At 68.6% G+C, this 16,568-nt stretch carries 14 protein-coding genes; 6 read left to right on the top strand and 8 right to left on the bottom strand.

The window, feature by feature from the left end:
- Positions 1–19: 19 nt before the first annotated feature.
- The 8 genes from WFH44_RS04750 to WFH44_RS04715 all read right to left on the bottom strand — a co-directional run bounded on the left by WFH44_RS04750 (position 20) and on the right by WFH44_RS04715 (position 8,167).
- Positions 20–1,438 (bottom strand): FAD-dependent oxidoreductase, encoded by a 1,419-nt coding sequence (locus WFH44_RS04750; RefSeq protein WP_336712175.1) that lies wholly within the window; start codon positions 1,436–1,438, stop codon positions 20–22.
- A 200-nt stretch (positions 1,439–1,638) separates the two neighbouring features.
- Positions 1,639–2,130, bottom strand: a complete 492-nt coding sequence (locus WFH44_RS04745) for a hypothetical protein (protein ID WP_336712174.1) — start codon at positions 2,128–2,130, stop codon at positions 1,639–1,641.
- A gap of 30 nt (positions 2,131–2,160) precedes the next feature.
- Positions 2,161–3,090: a hypothetical protein gene (locus WFH44_RS04740; protein ID WP_336712173.1), complete on the bottom strand. Its 930-nt coding sequence runs from the start codon at positions 3,088–3,090 to the stop codon at positions 2,161–2,163.
- A gap of 95 nt (positions 3,091–3,185) precedes the next feature.
- A complete protein-coding gene (locus tag WFH44_RS04735; protein ID WP_336712171.1) occupies positions 3,186–3,611 on the bottom strand; it encodes a hypothetical protein in 426 nt (141 codons plus the stop codon).
- Between the two features lie 15 nt (positions 3,612–3,626).
- The gene (locus WFH44_RS04730) at positions 3,627–6,950 is read right to left on the bottom strand and encodes a DNA/RNA non-specific endonuclease (RefSeq protein WP_336712170.1); all 3,324 of its coding nucleotides are present in this window, start codon (positions 6,948–6,950) and stop codon (positions 3,627–3,629) included.
- Between the two features lie 54 nt (positions 6,951–7,004).
- Complete coding sequence (locus WFH44_RS04725; RefSeq protein ID WP_336712169.1) at positions 7,005–7,388, bottom strand: DUF6507 family protein; 384 nt, start codon at positions 7,386–7,388, stop codon at positions 7,005–7,007.
- A 61-nt stretch (positions 7,389–7,449) separates the two neighbouring features.
- Positions 7,450–7,755, bottom strand: coding sequence for a pore-forming ESAT-6 family protein (locus WFH44_RS04720; RefSeq protein WP_336712168.1), 306 nt, complete (start codon positions 7,753–7,755; stop codon positions 7,450–7,452).
- Between the two features lie 76 nt (positions 7,756–7,831).
- Positions 7,832–8,167: a hypothetical protein gene (locus WFH44_RS04715; RefSeq protein WP_262105891.1), complete on the bottom strand. Its 336-nt coding sequence runs from the start codon at positions 8,165–8,167 to the stop codon at positions 7,832–7,834.
- A 293-nt stretch (positions 8,168–8,460) separates the two neighbouring features.
- On the opposite strand from WFH44_RS04715, the gene WFH44_RS04710 reads away from it, so the two are divergent.
- Genes WFH44_RS04710 through WFH44_RS04685 form a run of 6 tightly spaced genes read left to right on the top strand, consistent with a single transcriptional unit; the run spans position 8,461 to position 16,565 of the window.
- Positions 8,461–8,763 (top strand): hypothetical protein, encoded by a 303-nt coding sequence (locus WFH44_RS04710; RefSeq protein ID WP_336712167.1) that lies wholly within the window; start codon positions 8,461–8,463, stop codon positions 8,761–8,763.
- A 5-nt stretch (positions 8,764–8,768) separates the two neighbouring features.
- The gene (eccD, locus tag WFH44_RS04705) at positions 8,769–10,094 is read left to right on the top strand and encodes a type VII secretion integral membrane protein EccD (RefSeq protein ID WP_336712166.1); all 1,326 of its coding nucleotides are present in this window, start codon (positions 8,769–8,771) and stop codon (positions 10,092–10,094) included.
- A 52-nt stretch (positions 10,095–10,146) separates the two neighbouring features.
- Positions 10,147–11,133 carry a MinD/ParA family ATP-binding protein gene (locus WFH44_RS04700; protein WP_336712165.1) on the top strand — a complete coding sequence of 329 codons (987 nt, stop codon included), beginning with the start codon at positions 10,147–10,149 and terminating at the stop codon, positions 11,131–11,133.
- A gap of 2 nt (positions 11,134–11,135) precedes the next feature.
- Positions 11,136–15,149, top strand: a complete 4,014-nt coding sequence (gene eccCa, locus WFH44_RS04695; RefSeq protein WP_336712164.1) for a type VII secretion protein EccCa — start codon at positions 11,136–11,138, stop codon at positions 15,147–15,149.
- On the top strand, positions 15,139–15,558 hold the full coding sequence (locus WFH44_RS04690; protein WP_336712163.1) for a hypothetical protein: 420 nt from the start codon (positions 15,139–15,141) through the stop codon (positions 15,556–15,558). The genes eccCa and WFH44_RS04690 overlap by 11 nt, the downstream gene beginning before the upstream one ends.
- Positions 15,555–16,565, top strand: coding sequence for a DUF6177 family protein (locus WFH44_RS04685; RefSeq protein ID WP_336712161.1), 1,011 nt, complete (start codon positions 15,555–15,557; stop codon positions 16,563–16,565). Before WFH44_RS04690 ends, WFH44_RS04685 begins: the two co-directional genes overlap by 4 nt.
- Positions 16,566–16,568: the final 3 nt, after the last annotated feature.

The raw sequence follows: 16,568 nt of genomic DNA, 5'->3' as shown, positions 1-16,568 counted from the left end.
AACAGCCGGGCCGGTTCGTTCAGGCTCGGGAGATCCTGATCATGTCCTCCCGCGGCACGACCTTGACCCGCTCGCGCTTAACTTCCGGTTCGCCGTCGTCCGTTGCAATGTACGTGGCACCCAGGTGGCGCTCATGCTCGTCCAGCTTGAGCCAGCCTTCCCAGGTGGTGTATTCGACGCCGCGCTCCTCGAGCAGTGTGATAATCGCATCTTCACCCGGATTCTTGGCCGCCGGCAGGTCCAGCCGGTCCTCGAGCAGGAATCCGATGGTTTCCAGGGCATCGCCCTTGGTGTGTCCGATCAGGCCGACCGGGCCGCGCTTGATCCAACCGGTAGCGTAAATGCCGGGGACCGGCTTGCCCTCGGTATCGATGACGCGGCCACCCTCGTTCGGGATCACGCCGCGGCGCTCATCGAAGCCCACTTCCGGAAGCTCCGAGCCGAAGTAGCCGATGGCCCGGTAGACGGCCTGGACCGGGTACTCGACGAACTCGCCGGTGCCGCGCACGTTGCCCGTGCCGTCCAGCTCGTTGCGCTCGAACTTGATGCCCGCCACCTTGCCGGCGCCGTCGCCGGTTCCTTCAAAGATCTCCACCGGGGTGTGCAGGAAGTGCAGGTGCAGCCGGCGGGAGGCGCCGGTGTCCTGCTCCTCCACCAGCCAGTTGGTCAGCGTGTTGACCATGGTCTTTGTCTGGTTGTTGGAACGGATCTGCTCGTCCGAGCCCTCGTCGAAGTCGAAGTCCTCCGGGTAGAGCACGATGTCCACGTCGCGCGAGTGGGACAGTTCGCGCAGTTCCAGCGGCGTGAACTTCACCTGCGCGGGGCCGCGGCGGCCGAACACATGCACATCCGTGACCGGGGAATTCTTCAGTCCGCGGTAGACGTTCTCCGGGATTTCCGTGGTCAGCAGGTCATCGGCGTGCTTGGAGAGGACGCGTGCGACGTCGAGGGCAACGTTTCCGTTTCCGATCACCGCGATTTCCTTCGCCTCGAGCGGCCACTCGCGGGAGACGTCGGGGTGTCCGTCGTACCAGGACACGAAGTCCGCGGCGCCGAAGGAGCCCTCCAGATTGATGCCCGGAATGTCCAGGGCGGCGTCCTTGATGGCGCCGGTGGCGAAGATGATCGCGTCGTAGAAGTCCCGGAAGTCCTTCAGCGTCAGGTCCCGGCCGTAGTTGACGTTGCCGAGGAAGCGGATGTCGCCGCGGTCCAGCACCTTGTGCAGCGCAGTGACGATGCCCTTGATCCGGGGATGGTCCGGGGCCACGCCGTAGCGGATCAGGCCGTAGGGCGCCGGGTACTGGTCGAACAGGTCGATGCTGACCTCGAAGTCGCGCTCGGCCTTGGTCAGGATGTCGGCAGCGTAGACGCCTGCAGGGCCGGCTCCGATGATGGCCACCCGCAGGGGGCGCTGGCGGTCTGCGGCTGGATTAGACACTGATCGTCCTTCTTTCGGGGAATCCTGCTGCTCAATAGAGCACAGTTTCCTATTCTAAATGGCCCCGCCGCCTGCTTCCTAAAGCAGTGGCCGACGCCTCACGGCCACGCCGTCCTGCGCCGGCGTGACCGTGTGTTCGGCTCCCCCGCCGCTCCGGGCGACCTCTGCCATGACGCCGGCACCTTCCAACAGCTGCCCGGTCACCATCCGGCCTTGCGCAGCACTTCGGCCAGGTTGCGGTGCCGTACCAGGCGGAAGTCCGTGAGCTCTCCGGCCGGAACGGTGGCTTCGACGGCATCCCGTTCAGCCTGGCCGTGCCTGTGCCCCGACTGGTCCAGCAGGCTTACCAGCCGTCCACCGCTCAGCGATTTACCATCGGGCTCGCCAGCCCACCCGGTTGCCAGGCCATCCGCACCGATGCGAAGAAGACCGAATTCGTAACCGTGCCATTGGGCCTTGACGATGAACTCCTCGTAGGCCTCGAGCTCGGCAAACGGCACGATGCGCGTGAAGCGCCGGCCCCCGGGGGAGCTTTCCGCGCCCTCCTCCCATCCCGGGTCGGGCGCCTCCGCGCCTTCATAGGACAGGAGCATCAGCTTCTCGCCATCACTATAGGTGCGGGTCTCGTACCACTCTCCCCGCCACAGCGCCCATTTGCCCGGGTACGGCACACCATAGGGTGAATCAACCACGCAGTCTCTTTTCCTTCCGGCCCGACTCCATCAGCGGGCGAACTGCCTCGGACGCAGCTGCACTTCCCTCACCTCGGCGACTTCCGCCCGCGCTGCCGAGGCCCAGTACACGCCGGCATCGGACTTATTCAGGCCTGCTGCCTCCGCAGCGGCAGCATCGTGGCCAAGGTAATGGAGCTTGAAAATGTCCTGCCCCTGCTCGTCCCGCCCGAGACCCGTAATCCGGAAGCCCAGGCCGCGGAAGCTGCCGGTCCAGACTCCTTCGAACACGTCAGTGACTTCCCCGATATCGACTTTCTTCCGCCACAAGCCGCGCGCGGTTCGCCCCCAGGGCTCCCGGAACTCGTCCGCCTCGAGGTCGCCTTCCTCCGGCTCCTCGTCATCGGGCCGTTCGAAGGCGCACAGCACCACGGCTCCGCCGTCCTCCACAATGTCTGCGATATAGGGGTTGAAGTCCCATACAGCGACGGTTCCGAGCACATCCTGCGGCGCCAGCTTGTCGGCTGCAACCGGACCGCGCCATTCAACCGGGACCCACCCCGAAGCGGCATCGGGGTACACGCCCAGCAGCGTCTCGGCGCCCTGGCCGGTGATCCGCCACAGCTCAGAACCGGCGGGCACACGCACCGGGTCCAGGTAGTAGAGCGGCACCGGCACGCCTCCATCCCAGCTGGCGAACCCGGTCCCGGTGAACGGCGGATGATCCCGCACCTCAGGGGCCACCGCATCATGGCAGAATTCCCGGGCCGGTGCCGGGAACCGCAGGACATCAACGTACTCGGGTTCGGCCGGGAACGGCGAACCGGCGAAGCCGAGACCATGCACCATATGCAGTTGCGCGGGCGCCAGACCGGCGACTTGGGCAGCCGGAACCGCGAATCCTGCCAGCAGGTCCGCCGACCGTCCGAGGAACTGCTCCAGATCGAAGGCATGAACGGCCTTCTGCAAAATCGTTACCACAAGTTCCCTTTCCTGCCCGGCGATGGCCGGCATGCGCCTTCATTCCATTCCGGAATGCCATTCCCCGCCGGATTCCGGTTTGCCGGCCAGGCCGGCTAGAGCCCGGCGTCTGCCTTCATCCAGTCCGGAATGTTCTCCGGCGAACGGGGAAACCGTTCCAGTTCCTCCCCGTACAGGCCGGGCTCCACTTCCATTCCCCATGCCGGCGGCTCGTCGTAGTTGTAATCGGCGTCCGCGCTGCCGTCCGCGCTGATGGAGATCCTTACACTGAGCCATGTTCCGGTGTCCGGACGGTACATGGCCTCCTTGAGCTCCTCGAAGAGATCGATAACCTCTTCCGGAGGATCCGGCCAGGTCGTTTCCCCTCCGACGACAACATCGACCGACGCAGATCCGAAGCCCGCGGCTTCGGCGTTCCAGATTTCGATCCGATCCCATCCCGGTTCCTGGGCAGCCACGACGAGGGCAACGATGCGGCTAACGATCTCTTGGGCAGCGATGCTGCCGTCCAGAAATGACACGGCTATCCTTCCTGCCTAGACCCGATTGGTCAGGCGGAGCACTTTGGGCTTGGCCCCGTCGATACTGTACCGAACTGTGTATCGGTGCGGCACCTGCGATTCGCCCCGGAACAGGTTGCGCACATCGAATTCGATGGAAGTGCCCGGATTCGCCCGCAGGAGCGCCTCCAGTTCCCGCTCCACCCGGAAGAACGACGCTATGCCAGTTCGTCCGCCGTTCAGGATCTTGCTCATCGGCGTGTAGTTCAGCCACTCCCGGATGCCTCCGAAGGCCCTGCCCAGCCCGTGGCCGCCTTCGTACTTGGCCTGGTGCTGGTACTCCGAGTACGGGCGCTTCGCGCCGTTCTCGTCAAGGCGTATGTCCTTCCCGCCGTTGAGCTCCGCGTTACCGATGTGGCCGACTTCGGTCTGGTTCATCCGGTGCCGGCCGCCGTCTGCCAGCGAGAGTGCGTCGACGTGGGTGTGGACCGTCCTGCCCAGGTCGTCGGTCTTGACGACCATGTAGTCGTTGACATGGTAGGTGGCGTTCGGAAGCGGGTTCTGCAGGTCGGGATTCAGCCGGCCGAAGCGCTTCGTGGAGGTCTCGACCAGGACGACCTTGCCGTCGCCGTCCGTGTAGAACTTTCCGCGGCCGCTGACGTCGTAGAGCGTGTTGGGTTCCAGGTCGGTCCGTGCGCTGAATACCTCCGTCTTCCGCAGGCCCTCGACCGGGACCTCGCGGACGATCTCGGGCCTTGCAGCGTCGATGAGCTGCTGGCCGGCACTGGGGCCAGGGGTAGGTGCCCCTGACGGGGAACGGCCGCTACCGCCGTCGAACTCTGCAACGCGGTCCCAGGTGTTGCCGTTGTAGACCCCCGTGAGCGTCTCTTTGCCCGAGCCGTTGATCTCCCACATCTCAGCACCCTTTTGGTACTGCACCGCGCCGATGTCCCGGTGGGTCGCCTCTTCCGGGATCAGGTCGCCGTTCGAGGATGTGCTGCTGGTGAAACCGTGTCCGGTGTTCGGGCTCGCGTCCCGGTGGGGCGAAGGAGTGCTGTAGTCGTCCGGGGCATCCCGCCGGGCATGCGGGGCATCCGGGCCGTGCAAGGCGTCCATCATGCGCCCATCGGGAACCCGGACGTTTCCGATGGAGTCGGCCGTCCCCTGGAACCTGACCGCGTAGACCGGCTGTGAATTGTCGGGCCGGTACGGCGTGTTGTCGTAGTCCAGCCGGAGGCCGTCGTGGATGTCTGCCGGCGTCCGCAGTCCGGCGGTGTGCTCCGCCCGCGAGATGTAGCCCATCGCGCCGCCTCGGTACGGATTGGACGCATCGAAGAGGGCATCGGCGCTGCCGCGGTCCATGACCTTCTGGAACACCGTGGCGGTATCCGGTGCGGGGATGGAACGGCGGATGTCGTGTAGCGCGGCGGCATCTTCCGGCGAGAGTTCTTCGACCTGGCGTCCGACGACGTCGCGGAGCCAGTCCTCGTCCCTGCCGCTGCGTTCCAGCGCCTCGCGGACGTCGTCCCAGGCGTCGGCCTGGCGCAAGTTGGACAGGTTCGTTGCCACCTTGTGCTCAGTGCCGTCCGGGAACCGGACGACACTCGGGTTGCCGTCGGCATCGCGGATCAATTCGCCCGCGGCTGGTGTTCCCGAGGTATCGGTTCCGGGTACAGGGCCAGCCGAGCCGTCCGCCGCGACATTGCGGTCTGCAGGCGCCTCCGCTTCCGGCGTGCCGGCGGCCGGAGTGCGGTTGTCCCCCGAATCCGGCACGTACGAGGCGGCATCCGTATCCGCGGCCGAGCCGTTGGGCTCCCGTGCGGGTGCATCCGAATCCGCGTGGCCGGCCGAGCCGGCGTTCCGGGAAGCCGGGGTGTCCGTGTCCGGGGTAGCAGTTGCCCCGCGTACCGGAGCGGAGTTCGTGTCCGGGGCGGCAGCGCTTCCGCTGCCACGCACCGCGTGGGTATCAGTGCCCGACCTGGCCGTGGTGCGGACAGGCGTGGTGTCCGGGGCCGGGCCGCGGTTGGGGCGGGAGGGGCCTTCCGCATCAAAGCGGTTGATGAGGTTGTCGATCCGGGTGCTCACCGGCCCCGGTCCGTGGCCCGTGGCGACCCCGGCGTAGGCGGGACGAGGACCGGACAGCGTGTTGCCGACGTCGTTAAGGAAGTTGTCCACGCGGACTGCGGCAGGCGCCATCCGGCCGAGGGTGACGCGGGCACTGTCGGTGGCGAAGTTGATCGTGTTGACCTTAAGCGAGGACCCGAGGTCGAGGACCTTGGTGGTCAAGCCGGCCATGCGGGACAGGCCGGTCACGTTGACCACGGAGCCGATCTTGCTGCCCGTCTGGCCGATGCGGGTGACGGCGGAGGCGACCGAGCCGGTCTTGGCGACGGCGCCGCCGCCGGCGGTGAGCAGGATCGAGGCCAGGTCGAAAGTGGTGGCGCCCGCAGCGTAGGCCGGGTCCCGCTTCCAGTCGTCCCAGTGGATGGCCGCCTTGCCGACGGCCACCAGCCGTTCCCCCGCCTGGTCGGCGATGCGGCCGTTTCCGGTGGCGCGCAGGGCGACCTGGGCCATCGGAGTGGTCACGATGGCCACATCCAGGGCGAGCTGTCCGATCCCCTTCCAGGTCGCGGAGAACGTGTCCATGTCCGTGAAGTTGACCATGTTCCACAGGCCGGTCACGGTGCCGGTGATGCCGCTCCAGACGCCCTTGCCGAAGGAGACGACCCCGTCCCACGCGTCCCGGTACCAGGGCTTGTCCCATTCGGTCGGCTCGCCCCAGGGGATGTGGCCCTCGGCGGTGGCGGCGTCGAGCTGCTCCGAGGTGTAGCCGTAGGCGACTTGGTTTGTGCCGGGCCCGTCCTCGGTGGTCACCACGTAGGAAGGACCGCCGAACAGGCCGGAGATGGCGCTCGCGCAGGCACGTTCGGCAGCCATGTGATCCTCGACCAGGACGTTGGCGTCCTTCAGGATCTGGTTGTCGTCATTGACCAGGTCCTCGTTCTTGCGCCAGTCGTCGCCCTCGTCGGCGATGCGTGCCCGGACGGAGAGCCAGTCGCTGTAGAGGGCGTTGTAGCGCTGCTTGGCTTCGCGCGCCCACTCGGCATAGGTATCGATGGCGTCCGCGACGGAGTTCGAGTCCTCGAGCACCGTGTCCGCCTCGGTGAGGACCCGGTTGAACGCCGAATGGACCTGCCAGTCCCCCGGCCCCTTATAGGCCGCGGCCGTGCCCTGCCAGATGCTGTGCGATTCCGAAGCCGCGGACTGGATGCCTTCAGCCTTGGTCCGCAGCTTGCCCGCGTGCTGTTCGAGCACCTCGGCGTCCGGCAGCGGGGGAAACTCAGACGGGTTCCAGCCCATGGGTCTTTACCTTCTTCTTCGTCTCAAGCTCAGGGGGTCGGGGTGGTACGTGGCTTACTGCATTTGCGGCTGCGGGCCGCGGGGCGGGGCGCCGGACGGTGCCGGCTCCGGGATGTATTCGTCGTTGGCCTTGTCCTGGGCGGCACGGACCGACTGGGCCATGGTGGAATCCCCGGCGACGATGGCGTTCACGGCCTCGGTCGTCGAATTCAGCGCCTGGGCACTGCGGCCCTGGACCTGCGTCATGGCGGCCTGCAGCTTCTCCTCGGACAGGCTGACAAGGGCCTCCCCAACGATCTGCGACTTGGACGCCTGGATCAGGGAAGAGACCTCCGCTCCGTAATCCCCGAACAGCTGCGTGTACTTCTCCACCTGGGTCTGCACCCTGGTCAGGATGCTGTTCAGGGAGCCGGTATCGAGATCCCAATCCGCTGCCATCTTTACCTCTTACCTCCGGTCGTGATGGGGGCGGCTCCTTGGCCGCCCCCGGGTGCCCTTGCTAGCCGATGTTCTGCACGGCGGCGCGGGCACGGGCGCCGGTGTTGGCAGCGGTCTGGTCGTTCTGCTCCATGGTGCTGCGGACGAGGCGGATGATCTCCTTGACCTCGCCGGCGGCATTCTTCCAGCGGTTTTCCACGTGCTGGTACTCGTCGGAGACGCCGTCGGCCTGGTAGTCGGACATGGCGGCGGCGACGGCCTTTTCCCGGTCGGCGATGAGGCTCTCGAGGCGGCCGACGATGGACTGGATTTCGCCCTGCACCTGGGCGGAGACGTTGGTGTCGTACGTGAGGCGGTCCTGGGACATTGCTGTTCCTTTCAGAGGGCGGCGGTGCTCTGGGCCCGCCTGCAAAGCATGGGTGGAAGAGGTGCGGACAGCAGGGTCAGCGCGAGGAGCCGAAGTTGGCTGCGTCGAAATTGGCCGATCCCTGTGCCTGCGCGGCGTTGTCCGCGGACTCCTGGTCGCCGGTGTGGAAAGCGGTGTCCATCTCGCTCTGGCCGGTCAGGATCGCGGCGAGGGCGCCGTTGAGGTTGTTGGCGATCTCGTCCGCGCGGGACTTGAACTCGTCGAACTTCACGCGGGCCTGGCCGTTGAACTTGCCCTCCAGCGGAGCGACGGCGTCGACGAGGTTGCGGACCAGCTGGCCCAGGTCCTCATTGGATCCGCCGGTCTGCGAAGTCAGCTGCGACAGGGTCTGAGATCCCATATCGAATTTCATGGTTACCACCTTTGCGGGCGCATTGGCGCTCTAGTTTCGGTCTGGTTTATCGTTTCCAGAAGCTGCCCGCAGTTTGCCCTTCATCACGCGGAGGGTCTGGGGCTGTCGGCCTCTCCAATGAAACCGCAAGCGCCCAAACGTCTGCAAGGACGGGCGATGGGGAGAACTACCCACCCGGGCCGCCGCGGCCCGATTGTGTCGGCCGGAGGTGACATGATGGAAAGCGGCGGCCCTTCTTTGCCGCCGGCGAAACCTTTCCACATGCTGGATCAGCGACCAACGAGGAGTCCTGGGTGGCCAACGATTACGACAATCAGCTCATCGAGTCCGTCGTCGTCCGGCGCAACCGCATCACCTCAGCACTGCTGTTCGGCGAAAACCCGCACCAGCGGCGCTGGGTGGACAGCGTGAGGCTGTTCCTCTTCAGCGTCGCCCTGGCCACCCTGATCGCCGCCATCTGTGTCGGCTACTCCTTTATCAGCAACCTGCTGGCACAGCAGCGCGCCGAACAGCAGCAGCGCCAGTCCGCCGCCGTCGAACTGCAGCAATCCATTGGACCCGGGGCCGAGCCCCTCGAATTCTTTCCGGGAGCCTGACCGCAATGCCCCTTGCCTTCACCCGCGTCACGCTGATCGGTGACAGCCGGCATCTGGACCTGCTGCTCCCCTCCGAAGAGCCCGTCGGCACGCTCATGCCGCAGATCCTCGACATGATGGCGGACTCCCCGCGGGACAATGTTGCCGCAAAGCTCCTGGTGCAGGCCTCCGGCGAGCCGCTGGCGGAACAGCAGAGCCTCGCGGACCACGGAGTCACCGACGGCAGCAAGCTCACCCTGTTCAGCGCGTCGGACGCCCCTCCGCCCGCCGTGGTCTACGACGTCACGGACACCGTCGTGGAGCAGACCGAGGCCGTGGCCGGCCGCTGGGACGAGCGCTGCCGCCACGCGGCCGCCGGCGTGTTCGCGGCGGCGGGCAGCTGGGCGGCGCTGGAGATCATGCTGGCCTCCTTTGCGGCACCGCATGCGTGGTGGATCCTGCTGGCCCTCGCCGTCCTGCTGCTGGGCACGTCCACGGGCTTCGGTGCCAAGCCCCGGCGAAGCATCGGCCTGACCCTGGCCGGGACCGGCTGGCTGTTCGGGCTGGGCGGCGTGCTGCATCTGCCCGCGACGCCGGAGGTCAGGGTGCTGGTCCTGGCGGGACTGTCCGCGGCCGCCTTGGCCGCCGTCGGAATGGTGCTGGGCCGCTCCCGGGCCATGTTCGGCGCGGCCGGGACCCTGGTGGCGCTGACCGCCATCTGGGCAGCCAGCGGATTCGCCGGCGGCACCGCCCCGCGCACGGCAGCCATCGCCGGCGTCCTCAGCATTGTCGGGCTGGGCCTGCTGCCAAAAACCGCCCTCTCCCTATCCGGCCTGGCGACGCTGGACGACCAGCGCTCGCAGGGCCGCTCCATCCGCAGGACGGACGCGCTGGCCGCGATTCACGACGCGCACCGTACCCTCGCCGTCGCAACCATCCTGGTGGCGGCTTCGCTCGCCGCGGCAATGTGGCTCCTGGGCACGGACGCCGCGGACCAGGCCTGGACCCTGCCGCTGCTGGCCGCGCTGGTCCTGGCCACCGCGCTGCGCGCCCGGTCCTTCCCCCTGGCCGTCGAACGGCTGGCCCTCTACGCGGCCGCGTCGCTCGGGGTCGCCGCCTTGGCGCTTTCCGCGGCCCGGTTCATGGCGGGCTCCGAATGGCTGGTGGGCCTGCTCCTGCTGGTGACCGCGCTGATCATCGGCTCCGCCCTCGCGCTGCGGCTGCCGGCACATTCGGCCGCACGGCTCCGGCTCGCCGGCAACCGCTTCGAAACCATCGCCATCCTGGCCACCGTGCCGCTGGTGCTGGGACTGTTCGGCCTCTTTGCCCAGCTGCTCGCCAGCTTCTCGTGACCGCTATGCCCTCCGTCCGCCCCGCCCCACTCCGTCCGGAAGGATGCCCCTAGTGACTCTCGATCCGTGGAGCCCGCAGCCCGGCCCGCAGACCCGCCGCCAGGCCCAGGCCCTCGCCGCAGCGGACAGCGGCGGCGGTTTCGAATCCGCCTCGGAGGCGTCCCGCCGCCGGCTGCGCACCCGGCCCGGCATGCCTGCCGGCCGCCGGTTCCTGCGCCAGCTCACCGGCCTCTTCCGTTCCGACGACTACTCGCAGCGGCTGATCGCCGCGGCCGCCGGGGCCCAGGACCCGGTATCCACCGGCCGCAGGATCGCGGTCATCAGTTCGCGCGGCGGGTCCGGCAAGACAACGACGACGGCGGTCCTCGCCTCGGTCTTCGCGTCCATGCGGCAGGACGCCGTGGCGGCCGTGGACAACGACCCGGGCCTCGGCTCGCTTCCCCTTCGCCTTGGTCTCGATTCCGCTCCGTCCCTCGACATGCTCGCCTCCGCCGTCGTTAAAAAGGCACCGGAGACGCGCGACGAGCTTGCCGCCAAGATGGCCGCCGCGGACGGAAACCTCTTCGCGACCGGTGCCCGGCTGTGGCATCCCCGGGCGGATTCGCAGGCGCTGGACCGCGCAGTGACCAGCATCAGCCGCTTCTTCCCCATCGCCCTGCTGGACTCCCCCACGGGGATCAGCCACCCGGATGCCGTCTGGGCGGTCAAGGCAGCGCACGCGGTGCTGCTGGTGGTTCCGGCGACCGTGGCCGGGACGCAGGACGCGCTCGTCTACCACCAGGCCTGGCAGCAGGACCCGGCGACCCGCGAGGTCCCGCTGTTGGCCGTGGTGACCGGCACGGATTCCGACGCCCCGCTGGACCCGGTGCGCGAGGCCGTCCGGCTCAGCCGCGACGGACTGGACGCCATGACCCTGCCCTACGACCGGCACCTGGCCGCCGGCGTGGAGATCGACCTGTCCCTGCTCGCGCCGCAGACCCGGCTGGACGCGACGGCGCTGGCCTCGCGGGTGCTGCGGGCAGCCAACGGGAACCGCTGACCATGGGCGTGACACTGATCCACCGCCCCGCCCGGACCACCGCGCCGGCCCGCAGCGCCGAGCCATACGCCCTGGACGCGCCGCCGCCCGTCACCGACCGCCCGGGCGGCGTCAACATGATGTCGCTCGTCCCGCTGCTCGGCGCGGGCGCATCGATGACGGTAATGATGCTCTTCCGTGGTTCCTCGCTGGCGGCGGTCGGCGCGCTGATGATGATCGTGACCATCCTCGCCTCCATTGCCCTGATGATCAGCCAAAAGGGCAAACAGGCCCGGCAGGGCCGCGAGCAGCGCGAGCGCTACCTGGAGTACCTCGAGCGCGCGCGGACCGAGCTGCGCAACGACGAGCAGCAGGCGATCAGGGTCGCGCGCATCGCCAGCCCGCCGCCGTCGGCTTTGTTCGACATCATCCGCAATCCCAAGCGGCTGTGGGAACGGCGGCGGCGCAATGAGGACTTCCTTCACGTCCGGCTGGGCAGCGGGGAACGGCGCAACCGTGACATCCGGGTCAACGATTCCTCCTCCGGCCTGCAGCAGAGCGACACGTTCATGACCACCGAGTTGGAGATCCTCCGGCAGCGGTTCGAGTCCTCCCCCGAGCTGCCGCTGACGGTGCCGCTGGATTCGGCCGGCAACGTCAGCGTGGTCGGCTCCCGGGAGTTCGCCCTGGCCGTCTGCCGGAACCTCCTGGTGGAGGCGGCCGCCTTCCATTCGCCCGAGGACCTGCACGTCGCGCTCTCCGTCCCCGAGGACCGTTACGGCGACTGGGCTTGGGCGACGTGGCTGCCGCACCTGGCCGACCAGTCCAAGACGCATGCCACCGGTCCGGTGCGGCGGCTCGCGCCGTCGCTGGATGCGCTGGCGGACGTCCTGAAGGATGACCTGCAGGGCCGCTCCACCAAGGCCGCGGAGGCGCGGCAGAACCATCTGGGCCGCAGCGGAGGCGGCGTCGGCAGCGGCATGCCGCGGCTGCTGGTCATCGCGGACACCTACGGCGCGGAGCCGCAGGAGCTCGCGCTGCCGGAGCAGCATTCGAGCCCGGGCCAGCTGGGCATCACCGTCATTTACTTGGCCGGGAACCGCGGCTCCGAGCCGGGCGAGGTCAGCATCCGGATCAGCGAAACCGGCCCGGGCGCTTTCGCGAGCCAGAACTACCGGGAGGATCCGGTCGAACCGCTGACCGAAGAGGGAATTCTCGACGCGCTCCCCGTGGCCACGGCGGAAGCGCTGGCCCGCGAGCTGGCCCCGTTGCGGCTCTCCCCCGACTCGCTGGAGCACAACAGCTCCGAGAGCTCGACGGACTACCTGGAGATGCTCGGGCTGTCGAAGCGGCTGGATGCCGAGGACATCCGCCGGCTCTGGCGGCCCCGCGGCGAGATCGATTTCCTGCGCGTGCCGCTGGGGCCGGACGACCACGGCAAGCCCGCGATGCTTGACCTCAAGGAGGCAGCCCAGTTCGGCATGGGCCCGCACGGCCTCTGCGTCGGCGCCACCGGCTCGGGTAAGTCTGAAATGCTGCGCAGCCTGGTGCTCGGCCTGCTCGCCACCCACTCTCCCGAGGTGCTGGCCATGGTGCTGGTGGACTTCAAGGGCGGCGCGACGTTCGCCCCGTTCGAGGGTGCCCCGCAGGTCACCGGAATCATCACGAACCTCTCCGACGACCTGTCCCTGATCGAGCGCGTCTACGCCAGCCTGAACGGCGAGATCCTGCGCCGCCAGGAACTGCTCAAGGCCGCCGGCAACATTGCCAACATCACCGACTACCAGCTGCACCGCCAGGAGCGGCTGGCCCGCGGGGAGCACATGGAGCCGCTGCCCCACTTGGTGGTCATCATCGACGAGTTCGGCGAACTGCTGACCGCCCGGCCGGACTTCATCGAACTGTTCCTGTCCATCGGCCGCATCGGCCGCTCTATCGGCGTGCACCTGCTGCTCAGCAGCCAGCGCATCGAGGGCGGCAAGCTGCGCGGCCTGGACACCTACCTGTCCTACCGGATCGGGCTGCGCACGCTCTCCGAGGCGGAAAGCCGCACCGTCCTGGACACGCCGGACGCCTTCCACCTGCCGCCGGCCCCGGGATTCGGCTACCTCAAGGTGGACACCACCACCTACACCCGTTTCAAGTCCGGCTACGTGTCCGGTCCCGTGGACATGGAAGAGGACGACGACGAGCCGCAGGCCGCCGAGCCTATGGTCCTCCCCGCCCCGCGCTATGCCGCGGTGCTGGAGGCGCCGCCGTCGTCCGCCGCCGGGAAGAAGTCCGGCCTGAAGACCAAGGCGTCCCAGCGCACCACCGGCCCAACGGTCATGTCCACCCTGATGGACACCCTGCGGACCTTCCCGCGCTCGGTGCAGCCAATCTGGCTGCCGCCGCTGCCGCAGGGCATCGCGCTGGACAAGGCCGCGGGTCCGGCCGCGGTGACCAGCCAGGGCATCCGGCTGGCCAAGGGCGGCAACCTGCGCGTGCCGATCGGGCTGCTGGATGATCCGGCCAAGCAGTGGCAGGGCCTGTGGGAGCTGGACCTGAACAACGCCGGCGGCAACGTCATCATCTCCGGCGGCCCGCAGTCGGGCAAGAGCACGGCGCTGCGCACCATCGTGGCCAGCCTGGCGCTGACCCACGGCCCCGCCGAGATGGGCATCTACGCTGTCGACCTGCTGGGCAGTTCGCTGCTGCCGCTTGAGGGCCTGCCCCACGTGGGCGGCGTGGCCGTGCGCACCAACCGCGAGGTCGTGCGGCGGACGATCGAGGAGATCGCGGCGATGCTGACGCTGCGCGAGCAGGTGTTCGAGCGGTACCAGATCGATTCGCTCCAGACGCTGCGGCGGATGTGTGCCAAGGGCATGATCCCCGAACTGGCCAGCGCGGACATTGTCCTGGTGCTGGACGGCTACGGCCAGCTCAACGACGAGTTCGATGACATCGAGAAGCAGGTGCATTCGATCATCTCGCGTGGAGGCGGCTACGGCATCCACGTCATCGCGACCTCGGTCCGCACCAACGAAGTACGCATTGCGCAGCAGAGCTTCTTCGGCAACCGGATCGAGCTGCGGCTGGGCGACCCGGCCGAATCCGCGTTCGGGCGGAAGCTCGCCGAAGGCATCAGCGCGGACCGGCCCGGCCGCGGCCTGACGGACCAGAAGCTGATCGGACACATCGCGCTGCCGAGGATCGACGGGAATCCGGATCCGGACAGCGCCGTCCAGGGCATGCGGGACCTGGCGGCCGCGGTGGCCGCCTCCACGGACGGGCGCGCCATGCAGGTCCGGGTGCTTCCGCCGCTGGTAGACGCCGAGACGGCCCGGATTCCCGCCCGGCAGGGCCGGATTCCGCTGGGCCTGCGCGAGACGGATCTGGGCACCGAGTACCTGGACATGCATTCGAAGGACCGGCACCTGGTGGTGCTCGGCGACGAGGGCGCGGGCAAGTCCAACCTGATGCGCTCGGTGATCCGTTCCCTCTCCGCCCAGCACGGGCCCGAGGAGCTGGTCTTCGCGGTGTTCGATCCGCGCCGGGGGCTGGCCGACGAGGTGCCCGAGGCATACCTGGGCGGCTACGCCACGAGCCCGGCGCTTGCGGAGCAGCTGGCCGGCGCCGTCGCCACGGAGCTGGACAAGCGGGTCAACGGCGGCGGCGATGCCGGCCACGGCGGGAAACCGCCGCGCGTGGTCCTCCTGATTGATGACTACGACGTGCTCACCGCTGGCGGCTCCTCGCCGCTGAGCCGCCTGGTGCCGTACCTGCCGCTGGGACCCGAGATCGGCCTGCATGCCGTGCTCACGCGCCGCGTGCGCGGGGCCAGCCGGGGCATGTACGAGTCCTTCTTCATGTCATTGCGGGATTCGGGCAGCACCGGCCTCCTGATGTCCGGCGACCGCGGCGAGGGCGCCCTGCTCAACGGGATCCGTGCACGTGCGCTGCCGCCGGGCCGGGCCCAGCTGGTGCAGGCGGGTAAGCCCGTCAACACGGTCCAGCTCTACTACCACAGCACGGAAGAGGAAGCCGATGAGCTCTGATTGGACCGTGGTCAGCCTCCGCGAGCCGGACCAGCTGACCCTGATTGAAGCTATGGTGGCGGCCGTGCCGGACCTGAATGTCCGCCAGGCTGCTGACGATTCCCTGCTGGAGCTGCTCGATGATGCGGACGAGCTCCAGCTGGCCATCGAGCTGCCCCGGCTCGTCCGGGTGCCGCAGGAAGTGACGCGGCTGCTTGCCGGGGCCGAGATCTCGGCCGTGCCCGGCACCACCGTCCCGGCCGTCTTCACCCCGGGCAGCGGGGATCCGGCGGACCAGCCGCTTTGGTGGCAGGAGGTCCATGTCCGCGACGGCGCGCCGCAGGCATCCGTCCGGGCGGAATCCCTCTGCCACGAAATCGCCCGCCGGTGCGATGGCGTCGTGGCCCTGCCGCAGGGTGGCGGCGTATGAGCCACGAGTCCGCCTTCGATTTCCGCAGCGCCGGCACCGGCGTAGTGTTCCAGAACAAGCCGCTGGCCACCCTGTCTCCCTGGCTGGCTAAGTCGCGCGCCGCCGCGGCCGCGGACGCCATGCAGTTTGTCCTGGTCACGCCGAGCTCCACCGCCGTCAGCCTGCCGTTGTCGGCGCTGCTCGCAGAACCGGGCTGCCAGTGGCTGGCGACCACGGCGGACGGCACCTTCTTCGACGGGTTCACCGGCCGCGTGCATCACTGGGACGGTGCCGCCTTCCAGCCCATGGACGAGATCGGAGAGGACTTCCTGCTCACACCGGCGCTGCCCGGCGGCCTGGTCCACGTGCGGGCTGAAACCATGCATCCGGCCAGCCACTCCACCCGGATCGGCGGCTTCACCGAGCAGCTGTTCATCGAACTCACCGGCGCTGCACCCACCGGCTGGGGCGTGGCCGAACCCGTCAGCGAACCGTGGGACGAAGCTGCCGTCACCGCGCACTGCTTCGATCTCGCCCCGGAGACGGCCTTCCTGGTCGTGGTGGGGCACGCCCGGGTAGGCACCGCTGCGCCGGCGATCGCCGTCGTCACCGTGGAACGCTCCGCGGCCGGCGTCCACGAAAGCGTCGAACTGCTGGTGGAGAGCCCGGAGCCGCTCGACGCCGCGGCGCTGGATTCCTTCAGCGCGCGCATGCACCGGATCCCTGCCCGCACCGCCGTGCTGGGGCACGCCCTCGCCTTCAGCAGCCTCGCCCGGCCCGCCCGTTTTACGGGAGTGTCGGTGCCCGCGTGTGCGGTCTTCGGCCCGGAGGCCCTGCGGGATTACGGTGCCGATGCCGCACTGGGAGCAGCCGGACCCCGTGCCAGGCTGATCGGTGTTGCACCGGCCCAGTCGCTGGCGGTCCAGTACCAGCAGGAGCCGGACGGGGGCCGCCACCCGCTGGAGGAGTGGGCCATGCTTTGCGCGCGGCTCTCGGGAGAACCGGAACCGGCAGACGGAATGGAATAGCTC

The sequence above is a fragment of the Arthrobacter sp. USHLN218 genome (assembly GCF_037144715.1).
Classification (GTDB): Bacteria; Actinomycetota; Actinomycetes; order Actinomycetales; family Micrococcaceae; genus Crystallibacter.
Note: the sequence above shows the minus strand (reverse complement) of the source record. Positions and strands in the feature narration are given on the sequence as shown.

What these genes read in the sequence shown, in the direction of transcription:
- WFH44_RS04730 (WP_336712170.1), bottom strand. Translation starts at nt 6,950, where the DNA reads ATGGGCTGGAACCCGTCTGAGTTTCCCCCGCTGCCGGACGCCGAGGTG.
- WFH44_RS04725 (WP_336712169.1), bottom strand. Translation starts at nt 7,388, where the DNA reads ATGGCAGCGGATTGGGATCTCGATACCGGCTCCCTGAACAGCATCCTG.
- WFH44_RS04720 (WP_336712168.1), bottom strand. Translation starts at nt 7,755, where the DNA reads ATGTCCCAGGACCGCCTCACGTACGACACCAACGTCTCCGCCCAGGTG.
- WFH44_RS04715 (WP_262105891.1), bottom strand. Translation starts at nt 8,167, where the DNA reads ATGAAATTCGATATGGGATCTCAGACCCTGTCGCAGCTGACTTCGCAG.
- eccD (WP_336712166.1), top strand. Translation starts at nt 8,769, where the DNA reads ATGCCCCTTGCCTTCACCCGCGTCACGCTGATCGGTGACAGCCGGCAT.
- eccCa (WP_336712164.1), top strand. Translation starts at nt 11,136, where the DNA reads ATGGGCGTGACACTGATCCACCGCCCCGCCCGGACCACCGCGCCGGCC.
- WFH44_RS04690 (WP_336712163.1), top strand. Translation starts at nt 15,139, where the DNA reads ATGAGCTCTGATTGGACCGTGGTCAGCCTCCGCGAGCCGGACCAGCTG.
- WFH44_RS04685 (WP_336712161.1), top strand. Translation starts at nt 15,555, where the DNA reads ATGAGCCACGAGTCCGCCTTCGATTTCCGCAGCGCCGGCACCGGCGTA.